Source organism: Caloranaerobacter sp. TR13 (assembly GCF_001316435.1).
In the GTDB taxonomy this organism is placed as follows: Bacteria; Bacillota; Clostridia; order Tissierellales; family Thermohalobacteraceae; genus Caloranaerobacter.
In genome coordinates, this window is sequence record NZ_JXLL01000002.1 from 223,996 (window position 1) to 239,210 (window position 15,215).

General features: G+C 29.5%; 14 protein-coding genes and 2 riboswitches. Of the genes, 13 read left to right on the plus strand and 1 reads right to left on the minus strand.

The annotated features are described in order from the left end of the window. Positions 1–80: 80 nt before the first annotated feature. A complete protein-coding gene (gene ppsA / locus TR13x_RS04120; RefSeq protein ID WP_054870633.1) occupies positions 81–2,429 on the plus strand; it encodes a phosphoenolpyruvate synthase in 2,349 nt (782 codons plus the stop codon). A gap of 123 nt (positions 2,430–2,552) precedes the next feature. On the opposite strand, the gene TR13x_RS04125 is transcribed toward ppsA, so the two are convergent. Then, a complete protein-coding gene (locus TR13x_RS04125) occupies positions 2,553–3,824 on the minus strand; it encodes a M14 family metallopeptidase (protein ID WP_054870634.1) in 1,272 nt (423 codons plus the stop codon). A 259-nt stretch (positions 3,825–4,083) separates the two neighbouring features. Then, a riboswitch (cobalamin riboswitch) is annotated at positions 4,084–4,266 on the plus strand. A gap of 122 nt (positions 4,267–4,388) precedes the next feature. Between TR13x_RS04125 and TR13x_RS04130 the strand changes: the two genes are divergently transcribed. The 12 genes from TR13x_RS04130 to TR13x_RS04190 all read left to right on the plus strand — a co-directional run bounded on the left by TR13x_RS04130 (position 4,389) and on the right by TR13x_RS04190 (position 15,182). Next, positions 4,389–5,882, plus strand: a complete 1,494-nt coding sequence (locus TR13x_RS04130; RefSeq protein WP_054870635.1) for a cobyric acid synthase — start codon at positions 4,389–4,391, stop codon at positions 5,880–5,882. Next, positions 5,882–6,832, plus strand: a complete 951-nt coding sequence (cbiB, locus tag TR13x_RS04135; protein ID WP_054870636.1) for an adenosylcobinamide-phosphate synthase CbiB — start codon at positions 5,882–5,884, stop codon at positions 6,830–6,832. The genes TR13x_RS04130 and cbiB overlap by 1 nt, the downstream gene beginning before the upstream one ends. 30 nt (positions 6,833–6,862) lie before the next feature. After that, positions 6,863–7,906 carry a threonine-phosphate decarboxylase CobD gene (gene cobD, locus TR13x_RS04140; protein ID WP_054870637.1) on the plus strand — a complete coding sequence of 348 codons (1,044 nt, stop codon included), beginning with the start codon at positions 6,863–6,865 and terminating at the stop codon, positions 7,904–7,906. Further along, positions 7,874–8,065, plus strand: a riboswitch (cobalamin riboswitch). (Overlaps the previous gene by 33 nt.) A gap of 229 nt (positions 8,066–8,294) precedes the next feature. Further along, on the plus strand, positions 8,295–9,542 hold the full coding sequence (locus TR13x_RS04150; RefSeq protein ID WP_054870639.1) for a helical backbone metal receptor: 1,248 nt from the start codon (positions 8,295–8,297) through the stop codon (positions 9,540–9,542). Between the two features lie 16 nt (positions 9,543–9,558). After that, positions 9,559–10,611 carry an iron ABC transporter permease gene (locus tag TR13x_RS04155; protein ID WP_242851714.1) on the plus strand — a complete coding sequence of 351 codons (1,053 nt, stop codon included), beginning with the start codon at positions 9,559–9,561 and terminating at the stop codon, positions 10,609–10,611. A 12-nt stretch (positions 10,612–10,623) separates the two neighbouring features. Further along, positions 10,624–11,406 carry a heme ABC transporter ATP-binding protein gene (locus tag TR13x_RS04160; protein ID WP_054870641.1) on the plus strand — a complete coding sequence of 261 codons (783 nt, stop codon included), beginning with the start codon at positions 10,624–10,626 and terminating at the stop codon, positions 11,404–11,406. A gap of 32 nt (positions 11,407–11,438) precedes the next feature. After that, on the plus strand, positions 11,439–11,999 hold the full coding sequence (gene cobU, locus TR13x_RS04165; protein ID WP_054870642.1) for a bifunctional adenosylcobinamide kinase/adenosylcobinamide-phosphate guanylyltransferase: 561 nt from the start codon (positions 11,439–11,441) through the stop codon (positions 11,997–11,999). 7 nt (positions 12,000–12,006) lie between these two features. Then, positions 12,007–12,741, plus strand: coding sequence for an adenosylcobinamide-GDP ribazoletransferase (cobS, locus tag TR13x_RS04170; RefSeq protein ID WP_054870643.1), 735 nt, complete (start codon positions 12,007–12,009; stop codon positions 12,739–12,741). Further along, positions 12,738–13,316, plus strand: a complete 579-nt coding sequence (cobC, locus tag TR13x_RS04175) for an alpha-ribazole phosphatase (protein ID WP_054870644.1) — start codon at positions 12,738–12,740, stop codon at positions 13,314–13,316. Before cobS ends, cobC begins: the two co-directional genes overlap by 4 nt. Before the next feature lie 46 nt (positions 13,317–13,362). Further along, positions 13,363–13,902, plus strand: a complete 540-nt coding sequence (locus TR13x_RS04180; RefSeq protein WP_054870645.1) for an ECF transporter S component — start codon at positions 13,363–13,365, stop codon at positions 13,900–13,902. Beyond that, the gene (locus tag TR13x_RS04185; RefSeq protein WP_054870646.1) at positions 13,883–14,629 is read left to right on the plus strand and encodes an AIR synthase related protein; all 747 of its coding nucleotides are present in this window, start codon (positions 13,883–13,885) and stop codon (positions 14,627–14,629) included. Before TR13x_RS04180 ends, TR13x_RS04185 begins: the two co-directional genes overlap by 20 nt. Positions 14,630–14,747: 118 nt before the next feature. Continuing rightward, the gene (locus tag TR13x_RS04190) at positions 14,748–15,182 is read left to right on the plus strand and encodes a GNAT family N-acetyltransferase (protein WP_054870647.1); all 435 of its coding nucleotides are present in this window, start codon (positions 14,748–14,750) and stop codon (positions 15,180–15,182) included. Positions 15,183–15,215 lie beyond the last annotated feature (33 nt).

Sequence of the window (15,215 nt, forward strand, 5' to 3'; positions counted from 1 at the left end):
AAAACGTTTTAAAAAAGTATAACACATATAATGAAATGTGATATAATATATATAGAGTTATTATTAAGGAGGTGCTTTTAATGAAAGCATACAAATATATAAAATGGTTTAGAGAAGTGGGTAAAAAGGATTTATCTATAGTTGGCGGTAAAGGAGCAAACCTTGGAGAATTAACTAGAAACGGAATTAATGTTCCACCAGGTTTTTGCATAATTTCAGATGCATATAATCATTTTATTGAGTATTATAGTCTTAAACAAAAAATAAAAGATTTAATAAATGACTTAGATATAGAAAATTCTTCTGAATTATATGAAAGAAGTTCTAAAATAAGAGAATATATTGAAAGATATGGTATACCTGAAAATATTAAAACTGAAATAGTAGATGCATACAATGAGATTATTGATAAGCTTAAGATAAAAGATTTGCATGTTGCTATTCGGAGTTCCGCTACTGCTGAAGATTTGCCTGAAGCTTCATTTGCAGGCCAACAGGACACTTATTTAGAAATAAAAGGAATAGAAGAAATATTAACTCACATTAAAAAATGCTGGTCTTCACTTTGGACTGCACGTGCTATTTATTATAGAGAAAAACAAGGATTTGATCATTTTGAAGTTGCATTAAGTGTAGTTGTGCAAAAAATGGTAAATAGTATAAAATCCGGAGTTTTATTTACTGCAAATCCTGTAACTAATGATATTAATGAAATAATGATAAATGCAAGCTGGGGGCTTGGTGAGGCTGTAGTTTCTGGAATAGTTACACCAGATGAATATATTATTGATAAAAATACATTACAGATTAAAGATAAGAATATTGCAGAGAAAAACGTTATGATAGTTAGAAAAGACAATGGAGTTGGTACAGTAGAGATTGGCGTCAAAGATTTTTTAGGTTATGATAAAGCTATTTCGCAATGCTTAAGTGATGATGAGATAAAATTATTAAGTGAAAAAGGAATTATGATTGAAAAGTTATATAATTCACCACAAGATATAGAATGGGCTTTTGATAATGATACTAAAGAATTATATATATTACAAGCTAGACCAATTACAACTTTAAAAGATAGTAAAGATACGACTGAAGTCAAGACCAATCTGAATGTTTTAGTTAAAGGTTTATCTGCATCACCAGGTATAAGTAGTGGAAAAGTTATAAAGATAAAAGATATTAATGAGATTTCTAGAGTTAGAGAAGGAGATATATTAGTTACTGTAATGACTAACCCAGATATGGTACCAGCAATGAGGAAAGCTGCCGCTGTTGTTACAGATGAAGGTGGAAGAACTTGCCATGCTGCTATTGTATCAAGAGAATTAGGAATTCCATGTATTGTTGGTGCAAAAAAAGCAACAGAAGTACTAGAAGAAGGTATGATAGTTACTGTAGATGCAACAAGAGGAGTTGTTTATGAAGGTAAAGTATTGGGCACCGATGATGAGAATAAAAACAAAAAAACGGAAGGTATTAGTTTAAGTGAAGAAATACTATATAAATTAGCACCTATTACAGGTACTAAAATATATATGAACTTGGGGGAACCATCAATCATAAGTAAGTATAAAAACTTACCTTTTGATGGAATTGGGCTTATGAGGACGGAATTTATCTTTTCAAATTTAGTAGGAGCTCATCCTATGTATTTATTAAAAAATGGGATGGAAGATTATTTCATCGAGAAAATGGCAGAGGGAATAACTTTAGTAGCTCAAGAAGTATATCCAAAACCAATAGTAGTAAGGCTAAGTGATTTTAGAACTAATGAATTCCGTGGTTTGAAGGGTGGAGAAGAAGTAGAACCAATTGAAAACAACCCTATGATTGGTTGGAGAGGAGTTTCAAGATATATATCCTCTGAATATGAGAAAGGTTTTAGATTAGAATGTAAGGCATTAAGAAAAGTTAGAGAAGAATATGGATTAATAAATGTATGGGCTATGCTTCCTTTTGTAAGAACAACATGGGAATTACAGAAAGTAATGGAAATAATGGCTTCAGAAGGTTTAGAAAGAACAAATAACTTTAAAATTTGGATAATGGCAGAAGTTCCTTCTGTAATATTTGAAGCTGAAGAATTTGCTAAACTTGTTGATGGATTTAGTATAGGGAGCAACGATTTGACACAACTTATATTAGGTGCAGATAGAGATTCAGGAATTTTGAATAGTATGGGATATTTTGATGAAAGAAATCCAGCAGTTAAGAAGGCAATAAAGACATTAATAGAAGCAGCGCATAAATATGGTAAGACTGTGTCTATATGCGGTCAAGCTCCTTCACTATATCCTGAATTTGCTGAATTTCTAGTTAAGGAAGGAATTGACAGTATAAGTGTCAATCCAGATGTAGTTGATTATACAAGAAGATTAGTTGCACATGTTGAACAGAAAATTATTTTAAATAAAATTAGAAAGCTATAATATAGTTGCCAGTTACCAGGGAACAGTTAACAGTTTCAATTTTAAATTTTTATCCTGTCTACTGTTCCCTGTTCCCTGCCCTCTATTCTTTTATTCCAGTACCTAGTACCAAGTACCAAGTACCTATATTATCGCTGCTAATAGCAGCAGTTCTTCATTATCGGCGTATATTTTATTAAATTGAGATATAGGAAGTGGATTTTTTCCTTTTCCGACTTCTATTGTATATCCTGGTCTCCGATATTCTTTTATAAACCAATCTTTATATCCTGCATAGCTGGCAATACCATAAGCTTCGGCTAATGAATAGCCACTTACTTGAGACAGTTTTTTTCCTATTTTTAATGCTTCATCTGTGGCTAGATTCTTATAGTTCCAGTAGATTATTTCTCCTTGACTGTGATATGCTAAAACGAGCCTGAAATCATGTTTTCTAGTAAAATCTGCAACTGATTTGGATTCTGGTTCGGACTCTGGATAAGGACCAGAGTATCTTGTAGGACCAGGACCATAGATTCCATATAAAGGTTCAGCTTTTTTGGACTCTTCCCACGAAGCATTATAATTATGATTTAAGTCTACACCGTGTATATTAGCTTGCCATGTTTTAGAAAAATCCATACTTCCATTATTCCATCTAATTAAATCATCGTAATAAGGATTATTATTATCTAATCCATTCAGTACTAAATCTATTCCATCAGGATTTACCATAGGAACTATATAAATACTGCTTTTTTCAAATATTTCTCGAATATTATAACCTTTAATAGATTTATTTTGGATATATGCTTTACAAAAATTCTCAATAAATTTCATTAGTAGTGGAGTGGTTATCCATTCTAATGAGTGGTGAGCACCATTATAAAACACTTCATTACTACCTTTACCTAATTTTAAATAATAAAGCTTTCTACCAAGTACACTTTTACCAATACTACCTGATTGTAAGAAAGGATACCTAACTAAAAGGCCTTTTATATCATCTGTTAAAATATCATAGGTGTAATTTATATTAGTATCAACAATATCAATATTATAAGGAACTACTATTTTTTCACCAATATTTAAGTTATAAGGTATTAAGTTTGGATTAGTTGTAATGATTTTATCAACAGTTGTATCATATTTTTCAGCAATATCAAATAGTGTATCTCCTTTTTGTATAATATAGTAATCATAACCTAAAATTAATCTTTTAATTTGGTAGTAAGTAGCTTTATCAATTTCTCCTGTGATAGGGAGATTTCTGTTTTTTTGGAAATTTTTTATTGATAATTTAGTATTAATGTTGAAAATACCATCTATAGGTCCAGAGTAATAGCCAGTTTTTTTTAAAACTGCTTGTATCTTCATTATTTCAGTTCCAGTTGTGCCAAATCTTATTATCTTCATAACCACACCTCTTCATTAATATCGTTGTTGGCTATTCGCCATTTGTTATTTATTAAATTAGAATACAGGAAATTAGGGGTAAATTTGATATTATCGATTGGATAGATAAAAAATCTTTTAATATAAATTTATGATTAAATTAAATTTTGATGAATGTATTAAGTGAAAAAGTTATTGAAATGTAAAAAATGAAGTGTCAATAGAAAGAAAAATTAATTGACAAAAAAATCTAATTTAAATATAATGTAATTGGCTGATACAATTCCATAGATTTCAGGGTGTTCCTTTACGGAACTTAAAAGGGAAAGAGGTGAAAATCCTCTGCAGCCCCCGCTACTGTGAGTAGGGATGAAATCTTCCATTAACCACTGGGTAACCGGGAAGGGGAAGAGAGTAAGATGAACTACGAGCCAGGAGACCTGCCTTGAAAGCCGTAGACTTGTACTTCGGAGGGAAGTATGTAGTTCTTTTCATAGACGCATAGTTAACCTCTATGTGTTTTTTTTATTTCTTCCCACAACTACAATTTCCCTTATTTGACTATATATGTAAGGAGTTGATTGATTGGCTAAAAAAATTATGCTGCAAGGGACAGGTTCTTCTGTGGGTAAAAGTATTATTACAGCAGCGTTTTGTAGAATTTTTAAAGAAGACGGTTATTCGGTTGCACCTTTCAAATCACAGAATATGTCATTAAATTCTTTTGTAACAAAAGATGGTTTAGAAATGGGTAGAGCTCAAGTTGTACAAGCAGAAGCAGCAAAGATTGAGCCTATTGTTGATATGAATCCTATTTTACTAAAACCAACTAGTCAAGTGGGTAGCCAGATTATAGTTAGAGGTAAGGTTTATAAAAACATGAAAGCAGAAGATTATTACAGAGAAAAGCATAAATTGATGGAAATAATTAAAAAGTCTTTTTATAAGCTTGATAAGTTATTTGAAATAGTAGTTATAGAAGGTGCTGGGAGTCCAGCTGAAATCAATTTAAAAGAAAATGACATTGTAAATATGGGATTAGCAGAAATGGTTGATGCGCCAGTTATTTTAGTTGGGGATATTGACAAAGGTGGAGTATTTGCTTCAATTTATGGAACAATTATGCTTTTAGAAAAAAGTGAGAGAGATAGAATTAAGGGGTTTATTATAAATAAATTTAGAGGAGATATAAAAATACTTGAGCCAGGTATCAAAATGTTAGAAGGAAAGATTGGCAAGCCGTGTTTAGGGGTTATACCTTATATGGAGTTATATATAGATGACGAAGATAGTGAAACTTCAAGATTTAAGCAGAAAAATACAGGTGGTATTAATATTGGAGTGATTAAAACTCCTCATATTTCTAATTTTAGCGATTTTACGCCGTTTGATTTTGAAAAAGATGTAAATATTAGATATATAGTACAAAAGAAGGACTTTGATGATATTGATATGATTATATTGCCGGGCAGCAAAAATACTATAGCCGATATGAAGTACATATTTAAAAAAGGCTTTGATAGAGAAATTTATAAAAAACATAAAGATGGCATACCAATTATGGGCATATGTGGTGGGTATCAAATGCTTGGTTTAGAAATTGTTGACCTTTATTCAGTAGAGTCAACATTAAAAAGAATAAATGGACTATCTTTATTAGAAATAAGGACTACTATGAAAAAAACTAAGTGTACAAAACAGGTTATTGGAAAAATAATTACAGATAATTGTTTTTTAGAGCAAAATATTGATTCTAAAATAGAAGGTTATGAAATTCATATGGGTGAAACAGAACTTATTGGAGATTCAAAGCCATTTATCAAATTGGATGAAGGAAGATATGACGGGGCAATAAGTGCAGATGGCAGGGTATTTGGAACTTATTTACATGGGATATTTGAAAATGATAATTTTAGAGAAAAACTTGTTAATTGGCTGAAACAAAAGAAAGGTATAGAAATATCTTATTGCAATATGAGTTATAAGGGGATTAAAGAAAAAGAATATACTAAATTAGCTGAAATAGTTAGAAAACATATTGACTTAGATGGTATAAAGAAAATTATGGGGTTGAAATAATGAAAATATATATTTTAATAATAGCAGTTATTTTAGATTGCATTATCGGTGATCCGCATAATTGGCCACATCCTATTAAGTATATAGGTAAATTAATAGCAAAATATGAAAAGCTCATTAGAAAAAGTAATATATTATCTAAAAGAAAAGGTGGATTTATTTTAACTTTTGCAACTTTAATAACAGTTTTGGTTATAATTTATTTTTTAATAAAATTTGCATATATTATACATTTTGAATTAGGTTTTATACTTACAGTTTATTTAATATATGCTTCCATAGCAGCTAGGTGTCTTGAGAAAGAAACAATGAAAGTCTATTATGCATTAAAAGAAAAGAATATTAACAAAGCTAGGAAACTGCTTTCTTATTTAGTTGGAAGAGAAACAAGTCAACTTCAAGAGAAGGAGATAATTAGAGCAACAGTTGAAACTATTGCTGAGAATACAATAGATGGAGTAATTGCACCATTGATGTTTGTAGGAGTTGGACTAGCACTAGGTATACCAATAGAAATGGCTTATTTTTACAAAACTGTTAATACACTAGATTCAATGGTAGGTTATATGCACGAACCATATAGAGAAATAGGTTATGCTTCTGCAAAATTAGATGATATAGTGAATTACATACCTGCTAGAATAGGAAGCTTACTTATGCTCATTTGTGGGCTTTTACTTGGGTACGATTTTAAAAATGGCTATATGATTTTAAAACGTGACAAAAGGAATCATAAAAGTCCTAATAGTGGGTATTCTGAAGCTGTGGTTGCTGGGCTATTAAATATTCAATTAGGTGGAACAAATATATATTTTGGAAAGAAAGTGTACAAACCTACTATAGGGGATAAAAATAGAGAGTTAAATATTATCAATATAAAAGATGCAATAAAAATTATGTATGGGGCAGAGATTTTACTAATAGTCATTATTACTATGGCTTTACTATGATTATGATTTGCTGAATGAAAGGAGCATTATATGAATAAGCACGGAGGCTATTATGGAGAAAATCAGGAAAAAGTTTTAGATTTTAGTGTTAACATAAATCCCCTAGGTATAACTGAAAAAGTAAAAGAAAAGCTCATTGAAAGCATAAATACAATAAATAGATATCCAGAAATAGATGGAGAAAGCGTAAAGAAAGTATTAGCCGATAGATTAAATGTTGAAACTTCTCAAGTCATAATAGGTAATGGAGCAATTGAATTAATATATCTATTTGCAAGAGCTTTTTGTCCTAATAAAGTAGTTATTATACAGCCAACTTTTAATGAGTATTTAAGAGCATTTAATTTAACAGGAAGTATTATTTGCAATTATGAACTAACATATTCTAATGATTTTAATTTAGAAACAAATGCTTTGTTAGAGTATTTAAAAAAAGCAAAGCCTAATTTACTTATATTATGCAATCCTAATAATCCAACTGGTCATTTTATTAGATATAAAAACTTACTACCTGCTATTAGTTATATTAAAGAAATTGGGGCATATTTATTAATTGACGAGTCTTTTATTGATTTTACTGATGAAGAATCATATGTAAATCTTTTTAAAGAATTTCCTATATTTATTATAAGGTCAATGACGAAATTTTATGCTATTCCAGGATTAAGGCTTGGATACGGTATAGCTAATAGTGATATTATTAAGAAATTAAATAAATACAAAGAGCCTTGGACAATAAATAGTTTGGCTTTATCGATAGTCACAACAGTTTTAGATGATGAAATATTTTATAAAGAGTCTAAAAAATGGCTGCAGGCTGAAAAAAGTTATTTGTATAAAGAGTTAAAAAAAATCAAAGATATTGATTTTTTTAATAGTCAGACCAATTTTATTTTATGTAGAGTTAAAAAAGGCAATGCATATGAGATGAGAGAAAAATTAATGAAATATAATATCTATATTAGAGTTTGTGATGATTTTGCTGGGTTAGACAATACTTATTTTAGGGTTGCTATTAAAAGTCATAAAGATAATGTGAAGCTAATTAATGCTATAAAAGAGATTTTACAATAAAATACAATATATAAGTAGAAGGAAATGGGTGAAAATCCCATACGGTCCCGCCACTGTGATGAGGAGCCTATTAGCATTTGCCACTGAGTTAATTCTTGGGAAGGCGTTAATAGGTGATGAATCTAAGTCAGGATACTTCGCTTATATATTTAAGTTTAAAGTCTACGGGGATATAGGCTTTAACTTGAGATTATTTATTTTAATATTGCTTAAGTTAAACCTTATCCTTTTGGATAAGGTTTTTTATAATCCATAAGGAAATTATATACATTATTAAATTGTGGATAATTTTAAATATAATTTCCGTTTATGGATTTCAACAAAATCTTCTTTAATCTACTTAAATCAAAGATTTTGTTCGATTTTTCAAATTATAAGGAGGGGTATCATGAAAAATTTTTTAAGAATTACAGTTTTATCACTTGTTCTAGTTTTAGTATTATCAAGCTTGGCATTAGCTGCAGATGTAAAGGTAAGTGTTGATGGCTTGGATAAAAATCTTAATATTGAAATTATTAATGCCAGATCCTACGTTTCATCAGAAAGCTTAAGAGACTTTGGATTAACTACAATTGAAGAAGGAAATGTAATAGTTGTTAAGAACGATGATGTAGTTTTTGAGTTTACTCTAGGAAGTAATCAAGTTAAGGTTAATGATTTGAGTTTAACATTAGATGCTAGGCCATATAAAAAAGGGAAGGATATATACTTACCGTTAAGATTTATACTTGAGACTTTAAATTATAAGATAGGTTGGGATGCTGAGGCTAAGAAGGTTAGAGCTGAAAAACTTAAGGAGTTAACATTTCCTATTACAATCGTAGATGGTGACAATACATATGTTGTTGAAAAAGAGGCCAAAACTATAGTGTCTATGGCTCCAGGAGTAACAGAAAAACTATTTGCTTTAGGTGTTGGAGACAGAATTAAGGGCAGAACTCAATATTGTAATTATCCTGAAGAGGTTAATAATATTCCAAGCATTGGTACTATGTTTGAACCGAATTTAGAATTAATATTAGATATAAATCCTGATTTGGTTATTGGCGAAACTCATTTCAAAGATGAGGTTATAGCTAAACTTAATGAAGCTGGTATAAAAGTTGTAGCTAAATCAACAGCTAAGGATATGGAAGGTGTATATGACTATATGCTTAAATTAGGTGCTATAGTTAATAAAAATTATGAAGCAAGAGCACTAGTATCAAGTTTAAGGGCAAAAGTTGATAGGGTTAAATATGAGTTAAAAGATTTAAAAGAAAGTAATAAGCCTAGAGTATATTATGTAGTAGGTACAGGACAATGGGGAGAGTATACAGCAGGTAAAGATACTTTTATATCAGAGCTTATTTCACTAGCAGGTGGCAAGAATGTTGCTGATGATGTGACAGGTTGGAAGTATAGTCTTGAAAAACTTATAGACCATGATCCAGATATTATCATAGGTGGACAATTTAATATCGATACAATGGTTAATGGTGAAAATTATCAAGCATTATCAGCAATTAAGAATAAAAAATATAAGATAGTAAATGAAGATATATTTGTCAGAGCAGCTCCAAGAGCTATTAATGAAGGGCTTAAAATATTGATAGAAACTTTCCATAAAGAAAAGATTAAAGACTTAGACTTTTAGTTTGGTGGTTTAGATGATGTACTTAAAGCAAAAGAAATATTATAAAATTTATATATTTACACTATTATTAATATTTATATTTATTTCTATAATAGCAACGACTTTGGGAACAGTAAAAATACCTGCAAAAGATGTTGTCAAAATTATTTTAAGTAAAATAAGTTTTTTAAGTAAAAAGGTTGATATTAGTAATATAAAGAAATCGAATATTTTTATAGTTATTAATATTAGATTACCTAGAATAATACTGGCTAGTTTAGTTGGAGCAGTGCTTTCAATTGTAGGTACATGTTATCAGGCTATTTTTAGAAATCCAATGGCTGACCCTTATGTTATGGGTGCTTCTTCGGGGGCAGCCTTTGGTGCCACTTTTGGTATAATTTTTGGACTAAATAATACAATTTTAGGTTTTGGACTAACATCTTTATTTGCTTTTACAGGAGCATTATTAACTACTTTGATAGTTTATAATTTGGCGAAGGTTGGAAGTAAAATATCTACTACTTCTATTTTATTAGCAGGAATTGTAATAAGTTCACTATTGTCATCTATAATTTCAATAATGATGGTGCTTAATCATAATGAACTAGCTAAAATAGTGACTTGGACTATGGGGAGTTTTAATGGAGCTAATTGGAAGCAGATAATTATTGTTATTATTCCTATATTTTTGGGAGTAGTAGTTTTATTCTCAATGACTAAAGAAATGAATGCAGTAGTGATAGGAGAAGAAAGTGCCAAAAATTTAGGAGTGAATGTCGAATTAGTAAAGAAGGTAATTTTATTATTATCATCTTTTTTAGCGGCTTGTGCAGTTTCGGTAAGCGGAATTATTGGCTTTGTCGGGTTGATTGTACCTCATTTATTTAGACTTATATTTGGTTCAGATCACAGAATACTTATACCAATTTCAGTTGTAGGAGGAGCAATTTTTTTATTAATTTGCGATACTCTAGCCAGAACTGCTTTAAATGGAATTGAGATACCAGTTGGAATTATTACTTCTATATTTGGTGGACCTTTTTTTCTTTATCTTCTTAGAAAATCTAAGCGTAATAAATTTATATAAGGGAGTATCTTTATGCCTAATGCAGTAGAACTTAAAAACATATATTTTAGCTATGGTTATGAGGATGTATTAGAGGATATTAGTTTAATTATCGAAGAAGGGAAATTTATTAGTATATTAGGCCCTAATGGTTCAGGCAAAACAACTTTATTAAAAAATATGTGCAAATTATTGAATCCATTAGATGGGAAAATACTAGTTGATGATAAAGACTTGAATAAAATAGCTTTTAAAGAATTAGCAAAAACAATGGCTGCTGTACATCAGGATAGTAGTGTGAATTTTGAATTTACAGTTTATGATATTGTTATGATGGGCAGGTATCCATATCAAAAAAGATTTAGACCTGAATCTGAAAGAGATATAAACATTGTAAAAAGGGCTATGAAAAATACTGAAACATGGACTTTGAAAGAAAAAAGTATTCATGAAATAAGTGGAGGAGAAAGACAAAGAGTTATAATTGCCAGAGCATTGGCACAGGAACCAAAAATACTTTTATTAGATGAACCAATTTCACAGTTAGATATAAAGCACCAGATAAATATATTAAATTTATGCAAAAAGCTTAACAGAGAAGAAAAAATAACTATAATTACAACATTACATGATATAAACTTGGCTGCCAGGTATAGTGACTATATTTTACTTATGAATAAAGGCAAAATAAAAGCATTTGGTTTGCCAGAGAGCGTATTGACGAAAGAAAATATTCAAGATGTTTATGGTATTGAAGTAAAGTTAATAAAACTTAATGAATATAAAGTACCATATATAGTTCCATTAAGTTTTTAGTCATTAGAGTCTTAACAAAAGAAGGTGGAAGATTGAAAAATTTTATATTAATAACTGGTGGTGCAAGAAGTGGCAAAAGTACATTAGCAGAAAGATTAGCTAAAGAATTAGGTAAAAATGTAGTTTATATAGCTACTGCAATACCTTTTGATGAAGGTATGATTGATAGAATAGAAAAGCACAAAAATTCTAGACCTAAAGAATGGGCAACTATTGAAAAATATAAAAGTTTTGATGAGCTTATAAATAATAAAGATTTTATTAAAGCAGATATTATATTACTTGATTGTATAACACTTATGATAACAAATCTGTTATTAGAAAGTGGACTAGATTTTGATAGATGTTCAATGTCTGATGTTGAAAAGGTTGAAAAAAATATTATTGATGAAATTGAAAAAATGTTATTTACAATTGAAAAGTTTAATAAAAGATTAATTATAGTTACAAATGAAGTTGGCATGGGAGTTGTACCAACTTTTAGATTAGGAAACATATTTAGAGATATAGCTGGTAGAGTAAATCAGTATTTAGCAAAACAAGCACAAGACGTTTATTTAACAGTTTCAGGAATACCTATTAAAATTAAGTGAGGTTGTTATGAAGAGTTTTCTGTTGATGATAACATTTTTAACTAGATTACCGATTAAAGTTAGGCTTCAATTTACCGAAAAAGATTTTATTAAAGGTATTAGATATTTACCAATAGTTGGTTTGATAATTGGTATATTATTATGGGCTGTAAGTCAAATTAATTATTTTACAGATAGAGCTGTAACAGTTTTATTTGTTTGGATATTTTATATTTGGATCACTGGTGGATTACATCTTGACGGTTTAGCTGATTCTTTTGATGGTATTTTTAGCAATCGCAATAAAGAAAAAATACTAGACATAATGAAAGATAGCAGAATAGGTACTTTTGGTGTTATAGGCATTATTTTTATTATATTACTTAATATAGTATTGAGCTATTTTGTAGATTTCAAAGTACTATTAATTATACCTGTTTTAGGTAGAAGCTGTGGAGTACTTTCGTGTGCTATTAATACTTATGCTAGAAAAGATAAGGGAATGGGGAAGGCTTTTGTTGAATATTCGAATTTCAAAAATGCTATATTCGTTATACTTATTACAATTATAATAACGATTATGTTTTTTGATTATACGCTAGCTTTTAGTGAAATACTTATATTTTTATATGCCTTATTACTTGGTATGTATTTTAAAAAGAAAATTGGTGGAATGACAGGAGATACTATAGGAGCAGTTATTGAGTTATCTCAGACTTTTTCACTATTATTATTCTACTTATTAAGGGGATTGATATTTTGAGATTAATCTTGATAAGACATGGAGAAACACAGGCGAATGTAGAGAGGATATATAGTGGTTGGACTGATTTTCCACTAACAGAGAAAGGAAAACAGCAAATTAACAGTATATTGGATATTTTAAGTAAAGCAAATATTGATATTTTATATTCTAGTCCGCTATCTAGAGCTTTAGTTACAGCTGAGATTATATCAAAGCACATAGGTAAAAAAATTTATGTTAGTGAAAAGTTAAAGGAAATGAATTTCGGTATTTTTGAAGGGAAATCTTATATAGAAATATCAGAAACTCATCATCTAGAATGGGAGAGGTGGATAAACGATAATATCAAATACAGGATACCTAATGGTGAGAGTTTAACAGATATGTATAATAGAGTTACTCAGTTTATAGATGGATTAAAAGACAAAACTGGAACTTTTCTTTTGGTTACTCATGCAGGAGTAATCAGAATTGTGATTACTTATCTTTTAAACCTAAACATTGATAAAATGTGGCATTTTAAGATACTGCCTGGGTGTTTAGTTGAGATATTGTATGAAAATGATTTTGGCATATTAACGAGGTTGATTTAGCATATATGTAGAGGAAATATTATATTTAGATTGTGGAGGTGAAAAAATGAATACAACTAAATCAGCTAAGCAAAATAATAAAACTATAAAAATAGTATATTGTGGGATACTTATTGCACTTTCAGCAGTAGGGGCATTGATTAAAATACAGGGAAGTATAGCATTTGACTCAATGCCTGGATTTTTTGCCGCACTGTTTTTAGGGCCAAGCTATGGGGCTTTAGTAGCAGGATTAGGACATATACTTACAGCCGTTACTAGTGGGTTTCCTTTAACACTTCCAATGCATATTATAATAGCTTTAGAAATGGCATTATTCGGTTATTTGTTTGGAGTATTTTATAGAAAATTTAATTATGCAATAGCTATAATACTAGCAATTATTTTAAATGGTCCTATTGGGGCACTTGTTGCAGCATTTGCTTCAGTATTACTTGGATTACCTTTTAATGGCTTAAAGTTATTTTATGCTGTAATTATACCTCTTACATTAGCATCAGTTGCAAATATTGTATTAGCTTATTTAGCTTTTAAAGCAATAAATAGGAATAAGTTGAGGGTACAAAATGAAAGTAAGAAAATTTAGAGATTTAACCTTTATAGAAATTAATGAAGAACAATTATTAGTTATAGCTTGTGATTCAAGCGGAGCTATAGGAAGTAAGGAGAATGATATTGTAAAAGTTTCTCCTGATATTTTAGGATATTTTACTACAAATGTTGCTTTATATGAAATTTTATCTGTTGGTGCAGAACCCTTAACTATAGTTAATACATTAACTGTAGAAATGAATGATACAGGGAATAAAATAATAGAAGGAATCAAAAAGGCTATTGAACCTTTATCAGCTAGTAAAGATATTATAATTACAGGGAGTACAGAAGAAAATTTTCCAGTTTGCCAAACTGGTATGGGTATAACTGTCATTGGCATTATAAATACTAATAATTGGACTATGCCTATGACAAAAAAAGGAGCTATTGCTTTAGTAGTTGGTTTACCTAAATTAGGGCAAGAAGTTATTGCTGATAATGGTAAAGAGATTTTTTCATTGAAAATTCTTTTAGAATTAAAGAAATATTCTTTTATACAAGAAATACTTCCTGTTGGGTCTAAAGGTATTTTATTTGAGCTGAAGGAAATGGCCAGAACAAATGATTTAGATTTATGCATATTTAGCGATATAAAAGTAGATTTGTATAAATCAGCAGGGCCTGCTACTTGTGCTATTGTTTCAATAGAAGAAGAATATTTTGATATATTGAAAGATAAATGCCCAATACCTATAAATAAAGTGGCTAAATTTTATTAAAAAGCGAAAGTCAAATTTTTATTTTCTTGTAAAGTCAATACTTTATACTTATTTAATACTCACCAAAACATGTATTTAGTACATATTCTAAATATAGGTAGTGTTGGGGGATGATATTATGGTGAGTATTGGTAAAATTAGAGAATCTGAATTAGAAGACTTATCGCTTCTCTATGAAGAGTTAACAAGTAAGAAAAGTGATATGGATAAGATGTATGAAGTTTTTTCTAATATTAAAAATAATCCTAATTATTTTTTGCTAGGTGTAAAATACTACAATAAATTGATTGGAAGTGCTATGGCTGTTATTTGTAATGACCTTACAGGCAAATGCAGACCATTTATGGTTGTTGAAAATGTGATAATCAAAAAAGAATTTCGTCAAAAGGGGTTTGGAAAGAAACTATTTGAACATATCGAAAATATTGCAAAAAGACATAATTGCTATTTTATAATGTTTGTATCTAATATAAAAAGAGTAGGGTCGCACAAATTTTATGAAAGACTTGGATATAATAGTAAAAATAATTTAGCTTTCAAAAAATATCTATAGGATAAGGACTCGATAAGAGTCCTTTTAAATATT